The organism is Pseudomonas sp. zfem003 (assembly GCF_032621675.1).
GTDB lineage: Bacteria > Pseudomonadota > Gammaproteobacteria > Pseudomonadales > Pseudomonadaceae > Metapseudomonas > Metapseudomonas otitidis.
Map to the genome: position 1 here is coordinate 206,324 of NZ_JAVYJG010000001.1, position 20,126 is coordinate 226,449.

A 20,126-nucleotide genomic window follows, 5' to 3' on the forward strand; every position below is an offset into this window, starting at 1 on the left:
CCTGGACAAAGGCGTCCTGCTGGCAACAGCGGGACGCCTTTTTTGTTTGCCCGGATTTTTATGCAGGAGCCTTCCGCATGAAGAAACTCAAGCTGGTGATGATCGGCAACGGCATGGCCGGAGTGCGCACCCTCGAAGAGCTGCTCAAGCTCGCCCCCGACCTCTACGACATCACCCTGTTCGGCGCCGAACCGCACCCCAACTACAACCGCATCCTGCTGTCGCCGGTGCTGGCGGGCGAACAGGCCTTCGAGGACATCGTCCTCAACGACCTCAACTGGTACGCCGAGCAGCGCATCCAGCTGCTGCTCAACCGCAAGGTGGTGGCCATCGACCGGCGCCGCCGAGTGGTCACCGCCGACGACGGCACCCAGGCCGAATACGACCGCCTGGTGATCGCCACCGGCTCCAACCCCTTCATCCTGCCGGTGCCGGGCAACCGCCTGGCGGGTGTGATCGGCTACCGCGACATCGCCGACACCCAGGCCATGATCGACGCCGCCCAGCGTCACAGCCACGCCGTGGTGATCGGCGGCGGCCTGCTCGGCCTGGAGGCGGCCAACGGCCTCAAGCAGCGCGGCATGGACGTCACCGTGGTGCACCTGGCCGACTGGCTGCTGGAGCGCCAGCTCGACCGCACCGCCGGCAAGCTGCTGCAGAGCGCACTGGAGGCGCGAGGCATCCACTTCCGCCTCAACACCGTCACCGATGAGCTGATGGACAACGGCGAGGGCCGCGTCTGCGCCGTGCAGTTCAAGGGTGGCGAGGTGGTCCCGGCCGACCTGGTGGTGATGGCCGCCGGCATCCGCCCCAACACCGAACTGGCCGAGCGCGCGGGCCTGCCGTGCAACCGCGGCATCCTGGTCAACGACACCCTGCAGACCTACGACCCGCGCGTGTACGCCGTCGGCGAATGCGCCAGCCACCGGGGCATCGCCTACGGCCTGGTGGCGCCGCTGTTCGAACAGGCGCGGGTCTGCGCCAACCACCTGGCCATGCTCGGCTTCGCCCGCTACCAGGGCTCGGTCACCTCCACCAAGCTCAAGGTCACCGGCATCGACCTGTTCTCCGCCGGGGACTTCATGGGTGGCGACGGCACCGAGACCATCACCCTCTCCGACCCCATCGGCGGGGTCTACAAGAAGCTCGTCATCAAGGACGACGTGCTGGTGGGCGCCTGCCTCTATGGCGACACCGCCGACGGCGGCTGGTACTTCCGCCAGGTGCGCGAGGGCGCCGACATCAGCGGTATCCGCGACCACCTGATGTTCGGCGAGAGCGCCCTGGGCGACGTCGGCCACCAGGGCCAGAGCAGCGCTGCGAGCATGCCCGACAGCGCCGAGGTGTGCGGCTGCAACGGCGTGTGCAAGGGCACCATCGTCAAAGCCATACAGGCCAACGGCCTGTTCAGCGTCGACGAGGTGAAGAAGCACACCAAGGCCGCCAGCTCCTGCGGTTCCTGCGCACCGCTGGTGGAGCAGATCCTCATCAGCACCGTCGGCGGTGCAGCGGATGTGAAGCCCAAGAGCGAAAAGGCCGTGTGCGGCTGCACCGAGCTGAACCACGGCCAGGTGCGCGCGGCCATCCGCGAGCAGCACCTGACCCACCTCGGCCAGACCATGGCCGCGCTGGGCTGGAACACACCGGACGGCTGCGCCACCTGCCGCCCGGCGCTGAACTACTACCTGATCTCCACCTGGCCGGGCGAGGCCCACGACGACCCGCAGTCGCGCCTGATCAACGAGCGCGCCCACGCCAACATCCAGAAGGACGGCACCTACTCGGTGGTACCGCGCATGTGGGGCGGCGTCACCAGCGCCGCCGAGCTGCGCCGCATCGCCGACGTGGCGGACAAGTACCAGGTGCCCATGGTCAAGGTCACCGGCGGCCAGCGCATCGACCTGCTGGGCATTCGCAAGGAGGACCTGCCCGGCGTCTGGAAGGACCTGGACATGCCCTCCGGCCACGCCTACGGCAAGTCCATCCGCACGGTGAAGACCTGCGTCGGCAGCGAGTTCTGCCGCTTCGGCACGCAGAACTCCACCCAGTTGGGCATCGACCTGGAGCACGACCTGTTCAACATGTGGTCGCCGCACAAGGTCAAGCTGGCCGTCTCCGGCTGCCCGCGCAATTGCGCCGAGGCCGGCATCAAGGACATCGGCATCATCGGCGTGGACTCCGGCTGGGAGCTGTACATCGGCGGCAACGGCGGAATCCGCACCGAAGTGGCGGAGTTCTTCGTCAAGCTCAAGACCGCCGACGAGGTGCGCGAATACAGCGGCGCCTTCCTCCAGCTCTATCGCGAGGAAGCCTTCTACCTCGAACGCACCGTGCACTACCTGCAGCGGGTGGGCATGGCGCACATCCGCCAGGCGGTGCTGGAGAACGCCGACAACCGCCGCGCCCTCAACCAGCGCCTGCAATACGCCCTGTCCTTCGAACAGGACCCGTGGCAGGCGCGCATCGCCGAACCGGCCCTGAAGAAGGAATTCCAACGCATCCCCGTGAAGGCACTGGCCGACGCCTGAGGCGTCGTGCCGCCCACCCGACCCGACCTGGAGAACGCCCCATGAACTGGCTCGACATCTGTGCCCTGGACGAGATCAACCCGCTGGGCTCGCGCATCGTCGCCGGCCCCGACGGCGACATCGCCGTGTTCCGCACCGCCGAAGACGAAGTCTTCGCACTCGACGACCGCTGCCCGCACAAGGGCGGCCCACTGTCCCAGGGGCTGGTCTATGGCAAGCGCGTGGCCTGCCCGCTGCACGCCTGGCACATCGAACTCGCCTCCGGCGAGGCGGTGGCCCCGGACCAGGGCTGCGCCCACCGGCACCCGGTGCGGGTGGAAGGTGGCCGCGTGCTGCTGGCCCTGCGCAGCACGGCCTGCGCCTGACCCGACGAGGACCACTCATGACCCGGACCACCGCCACCACCTGCTGCTACTGCGGCGTCGGCTGCGGGCTGCTGATCGAACACGACGGCGCGCGCATCCTCGAGGTCGCCGGCGACCCGGCCCACCCGGCCAATTTCGGTCGCCTGTGCAGCAAAGGCTCCAGCCTGCACCTCAGCGGTGACCCGGCGGCCCGCGCCCTGCGGCCGGAGCTGCGCCTGGCCAAGGGCCTGGCACGCAGCGCCACCGACTGGGACACCGCCCTGGAGCACGCCGCCGAGCGCTTCGCCACCACCCTCGCCGAGCACGGGCCGGACAGCGTGGCGTTCTACGTCTCCGGCCAGTTGCTGACCGAGGACTACTACGCCTTCAACAAGCTGGCCCGGGCCCTGGTGGGCACCCACAACATCGACAGCAACTCGCGGCTGTGCATGTCCTCGGCGGTGGTCGGCTACAAGCGCAGCCTGGGCGCCGACGCCCCGCCCTGTTCCTACGAGGACATCGAACAAGCCGACTGCGTGCTGATCGTCGGCAGCAACATGGCCTTCGCCCACCCGGTGCTGTTCAGGCGCCTGGAGGCAGCCAAGGCGCAGCGCCCCGAGATGAAGGTGATCGTCATCGACCCCCGGCGCACCGATACCTGCGAGCTGGCCGACCTGCACCTGGCGATCCTCCCCGGCACCGACGTGGCGCTGTTCCACGGGCTGCTGCACCTCCTGCTGTGGGAAGGCTGGGTGGACCACGGCTTCATCGCCGCGCACACCGAGGGCTTCGACGCCCTCAAGGCGCTGGTGCGCGACTACGGGCCGGCGCAGGTGGCGCAGACCTGCGGCATCGACGCGGCCGACCTGCAGCGCTGCGCCGAATGGATCGGACGCACACCGCGCCTGCTCTCGCTGTGGTGCATGGGGCTCAACCAGTCCAGCGCCGGCAGCGCCAAGAACAGCGCGCTGATCAACCTGCACCTGGCCACCGGGCAGATCGGCCGGCCGGGCACCGGGCCCTTCTCCCTCACCGGCCAGCCCAACGCCATGGGCGGCCGCGAAACCGGCAGCCTGAGCAACCTGCTGCCCGGCCACCGGGAAGCGGGCGATGCCGGGCACCGGCAGGAGGTGGCCGCCTACTGGGGCGTGCCGGCGCTGCCGGAGGCGCCGGGGCTGGCCGCCCTGGAGCTGTTCGAAGCCGTGCGCGAGGGGCGCATCCGCGCGCTGTGGATCGTCTGCACCAACCCGGCCCAGTCCCTGCCGGACCAGGCACAGGTGCACGAGGCCCTGGCCGCCTGCCCCTTCGTGGTGGTGCAGGAGGCCTTCGCCACCACCGAGACCTGCCGCCACGCCGACCTGCTGCTGCCCGCCGCCAGCTGGGGCGAGAAGGACGGCACCGTGACCAACTCCGAGCGGCGCATCAGCCGCGTGCACCAGGCCGTCCCGGCGCCCGGCGAGGCGCGCCCCGACTGGGCCATCGCCTGCGATTTCGCCCGCCGTCTGGAACGCCGCTTGCGCCCTGGCCAGCCGAGCCTGTTCGACTTCGACGGCCCGGCAGCGCTGTTCGACGAGTACAAGGGGCTGACCGCCGGCCGCGACCTGGACCTCAGCGGCCTCTCCCACGCCCTGCTGGAGCGCTTCGGCCCCCAGCAATGGCCCTTTCCCGCCGGAGCCCAGGCCGGCACGCCACGCCTGTACGGCGACCGGCGCTTCGCCACCGCCGACGGCCGCGCCCGCTTCATCGCCGAGACCTACCGGCCGCCGGTGGAGCGCCGCGATGCGCGCTACCCACTGGTGCTCAACACCGGGCGCCTGCGCGACCAGTGGCACGGCATGAGCCGCACCGGCACCCTGCCCCGGCTGTTCGGCCATGTGGGCGGGCCGCAACTCGGCCTGCACCCGGAGGACATGCGCCGGCGCCGGCTCGTCGACGGCCAATTGGTGCGGGTGCGCAGCCACCGGGGCGAACTGCTGCTGCCTGCCGTCACCGACGACGCGCTGCGCCCCGGCCAGGCCTTCCTGCCGATGCACTGGGGCGACCGCTTCCTCACCGGGCTGGGCAGCAACCGCCTGACCAGCCCGGCGCGGGACCCGCTGTCGCGCCAGCCGGAGCTCAAGCACGCCTGTGTGGAGGTGGAGCCGGTGGCGCTGCCCTGGCAGCTGTTCGCCCTGGTGGAGGGCGACCTGCAGGCCGCTTTCACCACCCTGCGCCCGCTCTGCGACGCCTTTGCCTACGCCAGCCTGGTGCCCAGCGGCCACGAGCGCGGCGCCCTGGTGATCCGCGCCGCCCACGGCGAGGCCCCCGATCCGGCGTTGCTGCAGCGCATCGACCAGGCCCTGGGGCTGCTGGACGGCCCGGTGCTGGCCTACGACGACCCGCGCCGCGCGGTGGGCAAGCGGGTGCGCATCGAGGGCGGCCGCATCACCGCCCTGCGCCTCGCGGGCGAAACGGCCGCGCGGGACTGGCTCAAGGGCCTCTGGCAGGAAGGCCGCGCCGACCAAAGCCTGCGCCGCTGGCTGCTGGCGCCCCTGAGCACACCGCCCAGCGGCACCCCCGCCGCCGCGCGCACCCTGTGCACCTGCATGAACGTCAGCCAGCCGGCGGTGCTGGCCGGCATCGCCCGGGGGCTGGACCTGGCGGGCCTGAAGGAGGAGCTCGGCTGCGGCACCCGCTGCGGCTCCTGCGTACCGGAAATCCGCCGCCTGCTGGCGGCGCCACAACGGGCAAGCGCCTGAGGAGGTTGCACATGAACGGCAAGGTCTGGCTGGTGGGCGCGGGCCCCGGTGACCCCGAACTGCTGACCCTGAAGGCCACCCGCGTACTGGGCGCGGCCGACGTGGTGATGATCGACGATCTGGTGAACCCGGCCCTGCTCGTGCACTGCCCCGGCGCTCGGGTGGTGCGGGTGGGCAAGCGTGGCGGCTGCCGCTCCACGCCCCAGGCCTTCATCCACCGCCTGATGCTGCGCTACGCCCGCCAGGGGCGCTGTGTGGTGCGGCTCAAGGGCGGCGACCCGTGCATCTTCGGGCGCGGCGGCGAGGAAGCCGCCTGGCTGGCGGAGCGCGGCGTGGACTGCGAACTGGTCAACGGCATCACCGCCGGGCTGGCCGGCGCCACCGCCTGCGGCATCCCGCTCACGCTGCGGGGCGTCAGCCGTGGCGTGACCCTGGTCACCGCCCACACCCAGGACGACAGCGAGCCGGAGTGGGACGCCCTGGCCGCCAGCGGCACCACCCTGGTGGTGTACATGGGCGTCGCCCGGCTGGCCGCCTTGCAGGCCGGGCTGCTCGCCGGCGGCATGGCGCCGGGCATGCCGCTGGCGATGATCGAGAACGCCTCGCTCCCCGAACAGCGCGAGCGCCGCAGCACCCTGGCCACCCTGTTGCAGGACGCCAGCGCCTTCCGCCTGAGCAGCCCGGCGATCCTGGTGATCGGCGAGGTGGCGGCCGAGGCGGCGGTCAGCGCCCTGCCCCTGAGTGCCTGACGGGGCCGCTTGCGGAAGCGCCCAGCGCATCACGGTACGCGGCCATGGGCGCGCTAGAATGCCCGCCCGCTGACCGTCAAGGAGACCGTCCCGTGAAGCCCAGGAATCCCATTGCCCTCCTCGCCCTGCTCTGGACCAGCTCACCCGCCTTCGCACTGGACGCCCAGGTGGTCGGTGCGCTGGAGAAGGCGCTGACCTGCCGACAGGCCCCGCTGGATGCCCGCGACGACGCAGTGAAGGCGCTGTTCAAGGCCAACGGCATCGTCGCCGTGGACCACGACGAAGACGGCCTGATCGACCTGGAGTACCACCTGCCGCAACCGGTCGAGGTGCTGGGCGTGCCGATCTCCACCCTCTGGTACCGGGGCGACAGCGGCGCGGTGTTCTACGCGCAAGCCACCGGCGACCTGGCGGCCTTCGTCGGCAGGACCGGCGTGCAGCCCGTGCCCAAGGATGAACTGGCCACCAGCGGCTGGGGGCGTGGGCAGTACCGCAAGGAGGTCGGCCAGGCCTCCGACGACACCCCCTTCCCGGATGCCTTCTTCGTCGGCACCGACAGCGCCTCGCCGCCCGGGACGTTCTACTTCGGCTGCCAGGTGTTCGACGGCTGACCGGCGCACGCCGCCAAGCCCCGCCGGGCGCTAGAATGCCCCACCCTTCTCTCCACTCAGGACACCCGCACATGGACCGTCGCCTCCATCGCCCCCTGCTCCGCGCCCTGCCCTGGCTGCTGGCGGCCGCCGCCAGCTTGGCCAACCCCGCCTGGGCCCGCGATGCACAGCCCTGTGAGCCCGCGTTGCTGAACGGCATCGCCCAGCAACTGGGCCAGAAAGGCTGGCAACAGCCGAGCTACGACAGCGAAGGCCCGCTGGTGGCCGCCGCCTGCAAGCGCTGGCCGGACGACGCCCGGCAGAGCGTGGTGGCCCTGGCCTACGACAGCGACGCCAGCGCTGGCACGCCCGGTGAACGCCTGCTGCACCTGCTGGTGGCACGGGTGGACAGCGCCAGCGGGCGCATCCTGGAGCGCCACGAAGGCAACCTGGAAGAAGACGCCCTGCTGGAGATCAGCGCCGACAGCCTCTGGCTGGACACCGCGCGCTACCGCCTGGCCAAGGACGTGCGTGCCTTCGGCGTGGTGATCAGCAGCCAGGCCCGTGGGCCCAGTTGCCCGGACGCGGGTCAGTTCGACGAGCTGACGCTGTTCGTCCCCGGCGAGGCCGCCACCCTACGCCCGGTATTCACCGGCTACCTGCGGGAGTGGATCACCGTGCAGGGCACCAGTTGCGTGAACAACGACCGCTTCCGCTCCGAGCACGCGCGGATGACCCTGGCCATCGGCCCGAAGAGCAGCCACGGGTTCGCCGACCTGATCCTCTCCGCCCAGGTGAGCGACGACGACGACAAGCCGCTGCGCACGGTGAAGAAGACCCTGCAATACGACGGCAAGACCTACCCCTACTCATCCACCGACACCTTCTGGGGCACCCTGAGCGTCGACTGAACCTCAGCGACGCCCGGCCAGGCCCTCCAGCGGGGCCCCCGGCCGCGCGCCGCCCAACAGCGGGAACAGCAGCTCCACGCAGAAGCCGCCCTCGGCGCGGTTGCTCAAGCACAACGAAGCGCCGAGGCGGCGGCTGATCATCTCCACGATGGCCAGCCCCAGGCCCGCACCCTGGGGGTTGCCGGCGCTGTAGAAGCGGTCGCAGAGGCGCGCCAGTTCGGCCTCGCTGGCCCCCGGCCCCTGGTCCAGCACCCGCAGGCGCACGCCCTGGCCGAGGGCGTCCACCTGCACCCGCACCTCGCTGCCAGGCGGGGTGAAGGTCAGGGCATTGCTGATGAGGTTCTGCAACAGGATCGACAGCGAGGCTTCCTCGCCCTGCACCGGGCACGCGGGCTCCCCTTCCAGCACCAGTTCCACGTCCTGGCGCAGGGCCAGCGGCGTCAGCTCCGCCAGCTCCTCGCGCACCAGGGCCGGCAGGTCCACGGGCTGCCGGGTGTCGATCTCCGGCTCCAGACGGGCCATGGTGAGCAGCTGGCTGGCGATGCGGGTGGCGCGGCCCACGCCCTGCTGGAGGAAGGCCAGGGCCTCGTCACGCTCCTGGTCGTTGTCGGCCTGACGGGCGTTGCGGGCGTGGATGTCGAGAATGGCCAGGGGTGTGCGCAACTCGTGGGCGGCATCGGCGATGAAGCGCCGCTCGCGCTCCAGCAAATTGCGCAGTTGCTGCAGCAGGCGGTCCAGGGCGCTGCGCACCGGCTCCAGCTCGGGCGGCAGCGGGCCGCGTGCCAGGGGTTCCAGGCTGTCCACCGGGCGGGCGCGCAGTTGCCGCGCCAGGCGCTGCAGGGGGCGCAGGCCCCAGCCCAGCAGTTGCCAGATCACCAGGGCCAGCAGCGGCAGCCCCACCAGGCTGGGCAGCAGGGCGTGCTGGACGATGCGCTGGATCAGGTCCTGGCGCAGGTCGTCGCGCTCACCAACCCAGATCAGCAGGCCCTGCTCGGCATCGTCCAGCAGCACACCGCACCATTCGTGGCCGTCGACGATGAAGTCCTGCACGCCCACCGCCGGGGGTTTCTGCAGCGCCGGAGCGTCGTCGGAACGCAGCAGCAGGCGGCCATCGCGGGACCAGATCTGGAAGGCCACGTCGATCTCGTAGGGGTGGGTCAGCACGCCCTCTGCGGAGCGCTCCATGGCCTGGTCCAGCGCCTGGCGCAGGCTCGCCCAGTCGGCGCGCTCCAGGCCCGGCTGCCGCAGCACGCCCTGCAGCAGGCGGGCGGTCTGCAGCAGCTGGGCGTCGTAGATGCCTTCGATTTCCCGGTGGCTGTCACGCACCGCCAGCAGGCCCAGCACCAGGCTGCCGATCAGGAACAGCGCCAGGGTCGGCGCGAGGATGCGGGTGCGGATGGCGATCATGGCGCGCGCTCCACCAGGTAACCGACCCCGCGCACAGTGCGGATCAGGCCGCTGTCGAGCTTCTTGCGCAGGTTGTGGATCAGTACTTCGAGGGTGTTGCCGGGGCCGCTCTCGTTCCAGCCGTAGAGGGTGTGGCTGAGGCGCTCACGGGTGACCACCGCCCCAGGGCGCACCAGCAACTGGTGCAGCAGCTGGTATTCCATGGGCGTCATCGCCACCGTCTGCCCGTGGTAGCGCACCTCCTGGGTCGCCGGGTCGAGGCTGACGCCGGCATGTTCCAGCAGCGGCTGCGCTCGCCCCTGGCAACGGCGCAGCAGGGCGCGGATGCGGGCCTTGAGTTCGTCCAGGTCCACCGGCTTGACCAGGTAGTCGTCGGCGCCGGCGTCCAGCCCCTGGATGCGGTCGGCCTTGCCGTCGCGGGCGGTGAGCACCAGCACCGGCACCTGGGTCTCCGGCCGGCTGCGCAGCTGGCGCAGCAGGGTGAGGCCGTCCTGGCGCGGCAGGCCCAGGTCCAGCAGCACCAGGTCGAAGGCCTCGCTGCGCAAGGCATGGCCGGCCTCCACGCCGTCGGCCACCCAGTCGAGGGTGTAGCCCTCCTTGCGCAGGGCCACGCGAATGCCCTGGGCCAGGGCGGCATCATCTTCGACCAGCAGCACGCGCATGGGGCGCTCTCCATCGTTCGGTGGCGGCCATGATGGGAATTCGCCGCGGCTTGGAAAGCCGGCAAATGTAACGCGCCATTACCCCCTAAGCCTTCGTTAAGCTTCGCGCCACAAGGTGGGCCCCTCACTGAAAAGGAGCCCCACCCATGCGATACCTGCTGCTTCCCACCCTGTTGCTGGCCAGCGCCAGTGCCGTTGCCGGCCCCACCTGCACCGAAGCCGAGCGCAGCACCTGGCAGGACCCGGAGCGCTTCCAGGCCAGCCTGCGCGAGCAGGGCTACGAGATCCGCAAGTTCAAGGTCACCGACGGCAACTGCTACGAGATCTACGGCTACGACAAGGACCGCCGCAAGGTGGAGATCTACCACGACCCGGTGAGCGGCAAGGCCGTGAAGACCGAGGTCGAAGACTGATGCTCAGCCCGACGACGCGCCGCTGGCTGGCCCTGCCGGCGCTCGCCACCCTGAGCTGCAGCCTGCTGCTGGCGGATGACCTCCTCCAGCAGCAGTTCACCCCCAGCAACCGGGCCGAGCTGGAGCTGGGCTACGTGGCGGTGCTCTGGCTGTTCAGCGCCGCCCTCTGGCTCTGCGGCCAACGGCTGCTGGTGGCGGGCATCCTGCTGCTGTTCGCGCTGATGCAGGTGATGCAGCTGGCCAACATCAGCTTCTTCGGCGAACCGCTGAGCGCCATCGACATCCAGGCCCTGCTCAACGACTCGGCCGAGGTGCGCGACACCGCGCTGTACAGCTTCACCCAGCACTGGCCGGTGCTGGTGTGCGTCGGCCTGCCCTACACGGCGCTGCTGCTCCTGCACCTGAAGGTGCGCCCGGCCCTGGGCCTGCCTTCGAGCCGCTGGGCGCTGCTGCTCATCGCCGTGGTGCTGCTGTCCAAGCCCTACCGCGCCACCTACCGCAACCTCGACGCCTTCGTCCCCAGCCCGGCCCGCAGCGGCCTGCACAACAGCCTGAACGCCTTCTCCGCCTGGGCGGTGCGCCTGGCCCTGCGCGAGGACACGCAACTGCCCCCGACCCCCTTCCAGCCCTACGGCCTGAGCGCCGTGCCCAGCGGCGCCAGGCATGTGTGGCTGGTGGTGGCGGACTCCCTGCGCAGCGACCGGCTCGGCGTGTTCGGCTACGACCGCGACACCACCCCGCGCCTGCAGGCCTACCTGCGCGACCACCCCGACGCCTTGCTGCGCCCTGGCGTGGCGGCCGGCGTGGCCACCGACGTGAGCCTGCCGTACCTGCTCAACCCCATCCGCGAACCCGGCCAGGACCCGCTGCTGCGCACCGGTCAGGTCAACCTGTTCCGCTTCGCCCGGGAAGCTGGCTTCCGCACCCACTGGATCTCGTCCCAGGAGTCCAAGCTGCTGGCGCACCTGGGCAGCCGCTACCTGGACGTGTCGATCACCCGCGAGGACCACCCGCTGCGCTTCCTCCAGCGCCAGGACCGCACCCTGCTGGAGCTGCTGGCCCAGCAGCACTGGGGGCCGCGCAACTTCGTGGTGCTCAACCTGCGCACCGCGCACCTGCCCTACGCAAACAACTACCGCCACGAGGCGCGCGTTGCGCCCTGGCCGGACCAGGACGCCGCCGACCAGGCCAACGCCTACGACAACGCCATCCACTACCTGGACGAGCTATTGGGCGAGGTGCTGGAGGCGTTCGACCGGCTCGAAGGCGAGCGCTACCTGGTGATCACCGGTGACCACGGCCAGCGCCTGGGCGAGGACGGCCACTGGGGCCACAACGACCTGGTGCCGGAGGTCAGCGACGTGCCGGTGATCGTCATCGCCCGCGAGGCGCCGGAGGCACCGCTGCAGCAGCTGGCCAGCGAACGCTGGATCAGCCACTACGAGGCCGGCGCCTGGCTGGCGGCGCGCCTCGGCACGCGGATCGACAACCCCAACCTGCGGCCTGGCGAGCACTTCGTGCACGGCAAGCTGCTGTTCACCGACAACTTCATCCAGCGCGTCTGCGAGTCGGACGACGGACTGGTGCACCAGCCGCCGAAGCAGCTCAGCCTGCTGCTGAAACGCCCGGACGAAGGCGCCTGCTCGCCCGGCTAGAAGTACTTCAGCCAGGCAAGGTCGCGCCGCCGCGCCTTCAACCGGGCGAAGGCGCGCACCGGCGGGAACAGCGCCACCGCCAGCACTGCGCTGGCCAGCCACAGCGCCCAGACGCCGTCGAAGCCGAACAGCGTGCCCTGGTTGGCGCCGAAGATGGCCAGGCACGCCAGGTAGAGCAGCTTCAGCACGTAGAGGTGCAGCAGGTAGAAGAACATCGGCGCGGCGCCGAAGGTGGCCAGCAGCGGCACCAGGCGCGCCTGGCCGATGCGCTCGAAGGCCCGCAGCAGCCACAGGCCGAGCCCCAGGGTGAGGGCCAAGAACAGCAGCGACGGCGGGTACTTGGTGATGTTGAAGAAGGCCATCAGTGTGTGGGTCAGGTCGGCGCCCGGCACCCAGGGCCGTTCGCCGTAGCCGTTCACCAGGCGCAGCAGCACGAAGAGCAGCAGGCACGCCGCGCCCGTCATCCACAACCGGTGCTGGCGCCTCTCCGCCTGGCTGCCCCGGCCGAACCAGGGCCCCAGGGCATAGCCCAGGGCGATCACGCCGATCCACGGCAGCACCGGGTAGGAGGTGCGCAGGCGCAGGCCCTCGCCCAGCTCGATCCAGCCCCGGTCATGCAGCACCGCCCACGGGATGTGCGCCCAGGTGCCGAGCTCGGCATGCACGCCATCCAGCAGGTTGTGCCCGGCCACCAGCAGCAGACCGAGGGCCACCAGCGCCGGGCGCGGCAGCCAGACCAGCGCGGAGAGCGCCAGCATGCTCAGGCCGATGGCCCAGATCACCTGCAGGTACATCACGCTGGGCGGCCACTGGAAGGTCCAGGCGAAGTTGACCAGGGTGAGCTCCAGCACCACCAGGAACAGCCCGCGCTTGAACAGGAAGGCCGACACCGCTGCGCGCCCGTCGTGCTTCTCGCCGTACAGGTAGGCGGACAATCCGGTCAGCAGGATGAACACCGGGGCGCAGAGGTGCGCCAGGGTGCGGCAGAGGAACAGCGCCGGGTCGGTGCTGGCCACGTCCATCGGGTCCCCCACCTGGTGGTGCAGGTAGAAGGTCTCGCGGACGTGGTCCAGCAGCATGAAGAGGATGACGAGGCCCCGCAGGGCGTCGATGGATTGCAGGCGGGTCTGGGGCGTGAGGGGCATGGGCGGGCTCTGTTTTGAAACGTAATAAGATTACGTTTCGGCGCAATCCGTGCCAAGCGAGAACTCATCCCATCCACATCTGCCCGGCCTTCAGCCTCCCGGCCGCTTGACGAAATAGCGCGCCGGTGTCTGCCCGAAGACCTTGCGGAACATGGCGATGAAGTTGCTCGGCGAGGCGTAGCCCAGGGCATCGGCCACCACCGCCACCGGGTCGCCCTGGGCCAGGCGCTCCAGGGCGTGCACCAGCCGCGCCTGCTGCCGCCACTCGGCGAAGGCCATGCCGGTCTCGGCGATGAACAGGCGCCGGGCGGTGCGCGGCGACAGCCCGGCGGTTTCGGCCCAGGCCTCCAGGCTGCGGGTGTCCGCCAGGTTGGCCAGCAGCCCACGGGCGATGGGCAGCACCCGGCGGTCGGTGGGCATCGGCAGGTGGAGCGGCTCGGTGGGCGCGGCGACGATCTCGTCCAGCAGCACCTGCACCAGACGCTCGCGCTCGGGGGTCAGCGCCTCGCGGGGGTTCCAGCTGGCCGCGCGGCTCACCAGCGCGCGCATCACCTCGCCTACGCCCATCACCTGGGGATGGGCCGGCAACCGAGCGCAGCCCGAAGGTTCGATCAGCACGCTCCACCCGGACAGCACGCCGCTCAGGCTCGCCCAGTGGGGCACCCCCGGCGGCATCCAGGCGGCGCGGTACGGCGGCAGCACCCAGGAGCCCTGGGCGGTGCGCACGTGCACCAGGCCCGTCTCGACGCAGGTGAGCTGCCCGCGCTGGTGGCGGTGCCAGTCGGTTTCCTGGCTGCCCAGGCGGAAGACGTGGTCGGGCTCGTGGCCGCCGCGCAGGGCGATGAGCAGCGGACCGCCGAGCAGGTCCGTCAGGTCGGCTTCATTGATGGTGGCGATCTCCGGCGTGGCAGTTTTGCAACATAGCTTGTCCGGATGCGGTTATCGGAACAAGCGCCCTCGCCCCGATCCTGATGGCGAACCCCGGATTCCCGGACTCATCAGGAGACACCGATGAACACCCTCGCCACCGGCCAGCGGGCGCCCGCGCCCACGGCCCTGCTCAACCCCGGCGCGCCCCTCTGGCTCGCCACCCTGATCGCCTGCCTGGCCTCCTTCATGGTGGTGATGAACGGCGCCATCGTGAACGTCGCGCTCCCTTCCATGGCCCGGGACCTGGGGCTGGACGCGGGCAGTCGCCAGTGGGTGGTGGACGCCTACCTGGTGGCACTGGGCGGGCTGATGCTGCTGGCCGCACGGCTGGCCGACCGCCTCGGCCGGCGCCGGGTGCTGCGCGCCGGCCTGGCGCTGTTCAGCCTGGCCAGCCTGGTCGGCGGCCTGGCCCAGGGCCCGGCGCTGCTGGTGGCGGCGCGGGCCTTCCAGGGTGCGGGCGCGGCGGTGCTGGCCACCTCGACCCTGGCGGTGATCGTCGGCGCCCACGGGCCGGGCGCCGGGCGGGACCGCGCCATCGCCCTGTGGACCGCCTCTGGTTCCCTGGCGGCGGCCTTCGGCGTGCTGCTGGGCGGCCTGCTCACGGCCTACGCCAGCTGGCGCTGGGTGATGTTCGTCAACGTGCCCCTGGGCATCGGCCTGTTCGTGCTCGCCTCAAGCCCCCTGGCGCCCGGCGTGCCGACGAACCCCAAGCCGCTGGACGTGGGCGGTGCGCTGACCGTCACCGGCGCCGCCAGCGCCCTGGTCTACGCCCTGGTGAGCAGCATCGGTCTGGGCTGGGGCGCGCCAAGGGTGCTGCTGGCGCTGGGCCTGGCGGCGCTGCTGGGCGTGGCCTTCCTGATCATCGAGGCGCGGGTGCGCGAGCCGCTGGTGCGCCTGGGCCTGTTCCGCCAGCGCAACGTGGCGCTGGGCAACCTGTTGCTGCTGAGCCTGGGCGCGACCCTCACCGCATCGCTGTATTTCCTGGCCCTGGCGCTGCACGAGGTGGCCGGCCTGGGCGCCCGTGACACCGGCCTTGCCATGCTGCCGACCTGCCTGGCCATCGCCAGCGCCGCCCTGGGTGCCCGCTGGCTCGCCGCAAAAGGGATACGCCACCTGCCCAGCCTCGGCGGGGTGCTGGCGGCGCTGGGCTTTCTCGGGCTGGCCTGGCTGCCGAAGGAGGTGGACCTGCTGCGCCATGTGGCGGGCCCGACCCTGCTGCTGGGCACCGGGGTCGGACTGATGCTGGCCACGGCGGTGCACGCAGCCATCGCCGGGATCGCCCCGGCGGACACGGCGCTGGCCTCCGGCCTGCTCAACACCTCGCGGCAGCTGGGCGGCGCACTGGGGATCGCGGTATTCGTCAGCCTGGCCCATCACACCAGCGCCCAGGCACTGGCCGCCGGGCTGGATGCCGGGGCGGCAACCCTGGCGGGCTACCACGCGGCCTTCGTCGCCATCGCCGGGGTCAGCCTGCTGACCGCCCTCCTCGCCCTGGGCCTGCGCCGTGCAGGCTGATCCGGCTCAGAGTTCGCGGGACATGAACTGGTGGATGCGCTCGCGCAGCCAGCGCTCGGCGGGGTCGTTGTCGTGGGCGCCGCTCCAGACCATGGACAGTTCGGCCTTGTCCACCTCGAAGGGGGCGTCGTCGGCGCGCAGGCTGCCGTCGTCCACCAGGGTGCAGGCGGCGTAGTCGGGCACCGTGGCGATCATCTCGGTGCCCCGCAGCAGCGCCCGTAGGCTGCCGAACTGAGGCACCGCGAGCACCACCTGGCGGCTGCGGCCGATGCGCGCCAGGTCCTGGTCGATGTTGCCGGAGAGGTCGCCGGAGAACGACACCATCACGTGGCGGCGGGCGCAGTAGTCGTCCAGGGTCAGCGGGCCGGGGCGGTCGTCGCCGCGCAGCACCTTGACGCCGATGTCGCGCAGCTTGCGGCGCTTGGCGTTGGCCGGCAGGTCGGTGGTGTAGCTGACGCCGACGGTGATCTCCCCCGAGGCGAGCAGCGCCGGCATCAGCAGGAAGTTGGCCCGGCGCACCACCACCACGATGTTCGGCGCCTCTTCCTGGAGGGCGTTCAGCAGCGCGGGGAACAGGCCGAACTCGGCGTCGTCGGAAAGCCCGAGGCGGAACACGTTGGTGCTGGTGGCGGGGTCGAAGCTCTTGGCCCGGCTGACGGCAGCGGAGATCACGTCCATGGCCGGGCGCAGCTCGGCGAAGATCTCCTGGGCCCGGCTGGTGGGCACCATGCCCCGGCCGCTGCGGATCAGCAGCGGGTCGTCGAACAGATCGCGCAGGCGCGCCAGGGCGGCGCTGACGGTGGACTGGGAAAGGAACAGCTTCTCGCCGACCCGGGTGAGGTTGGGTTCGAGCATCAGGGCTTCGAAGATCACCAGCAGGTTCATGTCGACGCGGCGGAGGTCGTTGCGGTTCATGGGCGCATCCGGGCAGTGGCTGAGCGGGCTATTCAAGCATGGGCCCGCCCACCTGGCTTGCACGGATGTGCCTTGACGGCGCGCCCCGGTCACCGCGACCGGGGCGTGCCCGAGGCTCAGGCGCCCGGCACCTGCAGGGCGCGGGGGCGCTGGCTGCGCTGCTCGTCCTGGTTGTGGCTGGCCGGCTGCAGCACGAAGTCGAACTGCAACTCGGCACAGGGGCCTTCCACGTCGTGGGCGCTGCCGCTGGCCAGGTGGGTTACCTCGCCCACCAGCCCTTCGCGGGTGGCGTAGGCGAAGTCGTCCCACAGGTAGCGGTCCCCGGCGAGGTTGATCTGGGTGGTCAGGTGGCGGTGGCCGCCGGCCGAGATGAAGAAGTGGATGTGCGCGGGACGCTGGCCGTGCCGGCCGAGGCCGTCAAGGCATTCCTGGGTCGGGCCCTGTGGGTCGCAGCCATAGCCGGAGGGAATGATGCTGCGGGCGCGGTAGCGACCCTCGGCGTCGGTGACGATGCGGCGACGCAGGTTGTACTCGGATTGGCTGGAGTCGAAGTAGGAATACAGGCCCTTGGTGTTGGCGTGCCACAGGTCAACCACCGCGCCGGCCAGCGGGCGACCGTCGGTGTCGCGCACCGTGCCTTCGAGGAACAGCGGGATGCCCACGCCGTCTTCGCTGCCGTCGTCCAGCCGTGCGAAGCCCTCGCTCAGCGGCGCCCCGGCCACGTAGAGCGGGCCTTCGATGGTGCGCGGGGTGCCGCCGGTACGCCCGGCCTCGGCGTCGCGGGTGTCCTGCAGCATGTCGAGGAAGCGCTCCAGGCCCAGCCCTGCCACCAGCAGGCCGGCCTCGCCACGGGCGCCCAGGCGGTTGAGGTAGTCGACGGCCTTCCAGAACTCGTCATCGGTGATGGCCAGCTCTTCGATCAGCCGGGCGCCATCCTGCAGCACCCGCTGGACGATGCGCTTGAGGCGCGGGTTGCCGGCGTCGTTGCCGAAACCGGCCGCCTGCTCGAAGAAACGCTGGAGTTCGGCAGTCTGGGAAATCTTCACGGTCATGGGGGTCACCTCATTGTTCTTGTTCAGGGCGTTCGGGGCTCAGCGGTCGTCATCATGGATCGACGAGGGGTGGCGGCAGAGTCCGTCGATCTCGATGTCCATGTAGGGAAACAGCGGCAGTTGCATCAGGGTGTCGTGCAGCGCTTCGACGCTGGGCACGTCGAACACGCTGTAGTTGGCGTAGTGCCCGGCGATGCGCCAGAGGTGGCGCCAGGTGCCCTCGCGCTGCAGGCGCTGGGCCAGGGCCTTCTCGTCGGCCTTGAGCCGGGTGGCCCGCTCCGGGTCCATGTCGGCGGGCAGGCGGACGGTCATCTTCACGTGGAACAGCATGGTCGGGGTCCTCCGGGGTCAGGAACGGCGGAAGCGCGCCAGGCGCTCCTCGTCCAGGGTCAGGCCGATGCCGGGGGTGCGCGGCACCTGCAGCTGGAAGTCACGGTAGACGGGGGGCTCGGTGACGATCTCCTCGGTCAGCAGCAGCGGCCCGAACAGCTCGGTGCCCCAGGTCAGCTGGCGCAGGGTGAGGAAGGCGTGGGCGGAGGCCAGGGTGCCGATGGCGCCTTCGAGCATGGTGCCGCCGTAGAGCGCCACGCCCGCCGCCTCGGCGATCTGGGCAGTGCGCAGCACGGCACGGGGGCCGCCGTTCTTGGCGATCTTCAGGGCGAACACGCTGGCGGCGCCCTCGGCGGCGAGGCTGAAGGCATCCTCGACGCTCTCGATGGACTCGTCCGCCATGATCGGCGCCGGGCTGGAGCGGTTCAGGCGCACCTGACCGCTGCGGTTGTAACGCGGGATCGGCTGCTCGATGAGGTCGATGCCGTGCTCGCCGAGCACCCGGCAACCGCGGATCGCCTGGGACTCGTCCCAGTGCTGGTTGACGTCCACGCGCACGCTGGCGCGGTCGCCCAGGGCGCGCTTGATGGCCACCGCGTGGGCCAGGTCCTGCTCCAGAGGGTTGGCGCCGATCTTCAGCTTGAACAGGCGGTGGCGACGCAGGTCGAGCATGCGCTCGGCCTCCTCGATGTCGCGGCCGGTGTCGCCGCTGGCCAGCGTCCAGGCCACTTCCAGGCCCTCGCGCACGCGGCCGCCGAGCAGTTCGCTGACCGGCAGCCCGAGGCGCTTGCCCTGGGCGTCCAGCAGGGCCGTCTCGATGCCGGACTTGGCGAAGGTGTTGCCCTTGGCCACCCGGTCCAGGCGCTGCATGGCGGTGTTGATGTTGTCCGCCGGCTGGCCGATCAGCGCCGGGGCCAGGTGCGCGTCGATGTTGGCCTTCATCCCTTCCGGGCTCTCGTAGCCGTAGGACAGCCCGCCGATGGTGGTGGACTCGCCGACGCCCTCGACGCCGTCGCTGCAGCGTAGGCGCAGGATCACCAGGGTCTGCCGCTGCAGGGTGTGCATGGCCAGCTTGTGGGGGCGGATGGTCGGCAGGTCGACGATGCAGGTGTCCAGCCGTTCGATCAGGGGGGTACTCATGGGTGTGCTTCCGTGGCGCAGGATTCGGCTCGCTCGATACCCTGCAAGTCTGGGTTTGGGTGGACGAACATTGCGCCAGCGGGAACTACAGGTCCAATATCATCTCCCTCTTCTTTCATACCCGGGAGGTATCGTGGAACTCAGGCACCTGCGCTATTTCCAGGCCGTGGCGGACACCCTCAACTTCACCCGCGCGGCCGAGCGCCTGCACATCGCCCAGCCCCCGCTGAGCCGGCAGATCCAGCAACTGGAGGAGGAGCTGGGCACGCCGCTGCTGGAGCGCGGCCGACCGCTGCGGCTGACCGAGGCCGGTCGCTACTTCCATGAACAGAGCGCAGCCCTGCTGCAGCAGGTGCAGGCTCTCTGCGACACCACCCGGCGCATCGGCCAGGGGCAGCGGCAGTGGCTGGGCATCGGCTTCGCACCTTCCACGCTCTATGCGGTGCTGCCGGAGCTGATCCGCGAACTGCGCCAGGACCCGGACCTGGAGCTGGGCCTGCAGGAAATGACCACCCTGCAGCAGGTGGAGGCGCTGAAGAGCGGGCGCATCGACATCGGCTTCGGGCGCATCCGCTTCGACGATCCGGCCATCCACCAGCAGGTGCTGCGGGAAGACCCGCTGGTGGCGGTGCTACCTGCCGGCCACCGGCTGCTGGGGCGCCCGGTGTCGCTGCAGCAGCTCGCCGACGAACCCTTCGTGCTCTACCCCGCCAACCCGCGCCCAAGCTACGCCGACCACGTGCTGGCGCTGTTCGCCAACCGTGGCCTGGCGGTGCGCGTCGGGCAGTGGGCCAACGAGCTGCAGACCGCCATCGGCCTGGTGGCGGCCGGCCTGGGCGTGGCCCTGGTGCCGGCCTCGGTGCGCCAGCAGCACCGGGCCGACATCGACTACGCCGACGTGCTGGAGCCGGAGGCGGTCTCGCCCATCATCCTCAGCCGCCGCGCCCAGGACGGCAGCGCCCATGTCCAGCGCTGCCTGGAGCTGATCCAGCGGGTCAACCGCTGAGGCGGACCGTGCTGGTGGGGCCGGGCGCATTTCCGTACCATGCGCGCCCCTCCCCCATCCCCGACAGGGCCGGCAGCGCGCCGGCCCGGTAAGCCC

19 protein-coding genes are annotated in these 20,126 nt (G+C 70.9%); 11 read left to right on the forward strand and 8 right to left on the reverse strand.

Translation table 11 applies throughout. The features are described from left to right. The first annotated feature begins 77 nt into the window (after positions 1-77). The 6 genes from nirB to RTK35_RS01045 all read left to right on the forward strand — a co-directional run bounded on the left by nirB (position 78) and on the right by RTK35_RS01045 (position 7,860). Positions 78-2,528: a nitrite reductase large subunit NirB gene (nirB, locus tag RTK35_RS01020; RefSeq protein WP_316907142.1), complete on the forward strand. Its 2,451-nt coding sequence runs from the start codon at positions 78-80 to the stop codon at positions 2,526-2,528. 41 nt (positions 2,529-2,569) lie between these two features. Continuing rightward, the gene (gene nirD / locus RTK35_RS01025; RefSeq protein ID WP_044407664.1) at positions 2,570-2,893 is read left to right on the forward strand and encodes a nitrite reductase small subunit NirD; all 324 of its coding nucleotides are present in this window, start codon (positions 2,570-2,572) and stop codon (positions 2,891-2,893) included. Between the two features lie 17 nt (positions 2,894-2,910). Next, entirely contained in the window at positions 2,911-5,610 is a 2,700-nt protein-coding gene (locus RTK35_RS01030) for a molybdopterin-dependent oxidoreductase (protein ID WP_410478618.1), read from the forward strand. Between the two features lie 11 nt (positions 5,611-5,621). Then, complete coding sequence (gene cobA / locus RTK35_RS01035) at positions 5,622-6,359, forward strand: uroporphyrinogen-III C-methyltransferase (protein WP_316907143.1); 738 nt, start codon at positions 5,622-5,624, stop codon at positions 6,357-6,359. A gap of 92 nt (positions 6,360-6,451) precedes the next feature. Then, positions 6,452-6,970 (forward strand): hypothetical protein, encoded by a 519-nt coding sequence (locus tag RTK35_RS01040; protein ID WP_316907144.1) that lies wholly within the window; start codon positions 6,452-6,454, stop codon positions 6,968-6,970. A gap of 71 nt (positions 6,971-7,041) precedes the next feature. Beyond that, positions 7,042-7,860: a hypothetical protein gene (locus RTK35_RS01045; protein WP_313904170.1), complete on the forward strand. Its 819-nt coding sequence runs from the start codon at positions 7,042-7,044 to the stop codon at positions 7,858-7,860. A gap of 3 nt (positions 7,861-7,863) precedes the next feature. Here RTK35_RS01045 and RTK35_RS01050 read toward each other — a convergent pair whose 3' ends face one another. Next, positions 7,864-9,267, reverse strand: a complete 1,404-nt coding sequence (locus tag RTK35_RS01050; protein WP_316907145.1) for an ATP-binding protein — start codon at positions 9,265-9,267, stop codon at positions 7,864-7,866. Beyond that, positions 9,264-9,929 carry a response regulator gene (locus RTK35_RS01055; protein ID WP_044407692.1) on the reverse strand — a complete coding sequence of 222 codons (666 nt, stop codon included), beginning with the start codon at positions 9,927-9,929 and terminating at the stop codon, positions 9,264-9,266. The genes RTK35_RS01050 and RTK35_RS01055 overlap by 4 nt, the downstream gene beginning before the upstream one ends. Positions 9,930-10,075: 146 nt before the next feature. On the opposite strand from RTK35_RS01055, the gene RTK35_RS01060 reads away from it, so the two are divergent. Both RTK35_RS01060 and RTK35_RS01065 read left to right on the forward strand, forming a co-directional pair. Continuing rightward, positions 10,076-10,342 (forward strand): PepSY domain-containing protein, encoded by a 267-nt coding sequence (locus RTK35_RS01060; RefSeq protein ID WP_142009542.1) that lies wholly within the window; start codon positions 10,076-10,078, stop codon positions 10,340-10,342. After that, a complete protein-coding gene (locus tag RTK35_RS01065) occupies positions 10,342-11,997 on the forward strand; it encodes a phosphoethanolamine transferase (protein WP_316907146.1) in 1,656 nt (551 codons plus the stop codon). The genes RTK35_RS01060 and RTK35_RS01065 overlap by 1 nt, the downstream gene beginning before the upstream one ends. Here the strand turns inward: RTK35_RS01065 and RTK35_RS01070 are convergent. Continuing rightward, the gene (locus RTK35_RS01070) at positions 11,994-13,142 is read right to left on the reverse strand and encodes a DUF1624 domain-containing protein (RefSeq protein ID WP_316907147.1); all 1,149 of its coding nucleotides are present in this window, start codon (positions 13,140-13,142) and stop codon (positions 11,994-11,996) included. The genes RTK35_RS01065 and RTK35_RS01070 overlap by 4 nt on opposite strands. Before the next feature lie 90 nt (positions 13,143-13,232). Continuing rightward, positions 13,233-13,874: a helix-turn-helix transcriptional regulator gene (locus tag RTK35_RS01075; RefSeq protein ID WP_316907148.1), complete on the reverse strand. Its 642-nt coding sequence runs from the start codon at positions 13,872-13,874 to the stop codon at positions 13,233-13,235. On the opposite strand from RTK35_RS01075, the gene RTK35_RS01080 reads away from it, so the two are divergent. Beyond that, positions 13,869-14,066 carry a hypothetical protein gene (locus tag RTK35_RS01080; RefSeq protein ID WP_305835510.1) on the forward strand — a complete coding sequence of 66 codons (198 nt, stop codon included), beginning with the start codon at positions 13,869-13,871 and terminating at the stop codon, positions 14,064-14,066. The genes RTK35_RS01075 and RTK35_RS01080 overlap by 6 nt on opposite strands. Before the next feature lie 87 nt (positions 14,067-14,153). Then, positions 14,154-15,587: an MFS transporter gene (locus tag RTK35_RS01085; protein WP_316907149.1), complete on the forward strand. Its 1,434-nt coding sequence runs from the start codon at positions 14,154-14,156 to the stop codon at positions 15,585-15,587. Between the two features lie 6 nt (positions 15,588-15,593). Here RTK35_RS01085 and RTK35_RS01090 read toward each other — a convergent pair whose 3' ends face one another. From RTK35_RS01090 to RTK35_RS01105, 4 genes are all read right to left on the reverse strand, one after another. After that, positions 15,594-16,502: a LysR family transcriptional regulator gene (locus RTK35_RS01090; protein ID WP_074971144.1), complete on the reverse strand. Its 909-nt coding sequence runs from the start codon at positions 16,500-16,502 to the stop codon at positions 15,594-15,596. 116 nt (positions 16,503-16,618) lie between these two features. Beyond that, the gene (catA, locus tag RTK35_RS01095) at positions 16,619-17,554 is read right to left on the reverse strand and encodes a catechol 1,2-dioxygenase (protein ID WP_316907150.1); all 936 of its coding nucleotides are present in this window, start codon (positions 17,552-17,554) and stop codon (positions 16,619-16,621) included. 39 nt (positions 17,555-17,593) lie between these two features. Beyond that, positions 17,594-17,884 carry a muconolactone Delta-isomerase gene (catC, locus tag RTK35_RS01100; RefSeq protein ID WP_316907151.1) on the reverse strand — a complete coding sequence of 97 codons (291 nt, stop codon included), beginning with the start codon at positions 17,882-17,884 and terminating at the stop codon, positions 17,594-17,596. 18 nt (positions 17,885-17,902) lie between these two features. Beyond that, positions 17,903-19,024 (reverse strand): muconate cycloisomerase family protein, encoded by a 1,122-nt coding sequence (locus tag RTK35_RS01105; RefSeq protein ID WP_316907152.1) that lies wholly within the window; start codon positions 19,022-19,024, stop codon positions 17,903-17,905. Positions 19,025-19,157: 133 nt separating this feature from the next. Between RTK35_RS01105 and RTK35_RS01110 the strand changes: the two genes are divergently transcribed. Continuing rightward, a complete protein-coding gene (locus RTK35_RS01110) occupies positions 19,158-20,030 on the forward strand; it encodes a LysR family transcriptional regulator (RefSeq protein WP_107330713.1) in 873 nt (290 codons plus the stop codon). Positions 20,031-20,126: the final 96 nt, after the last annotated feature.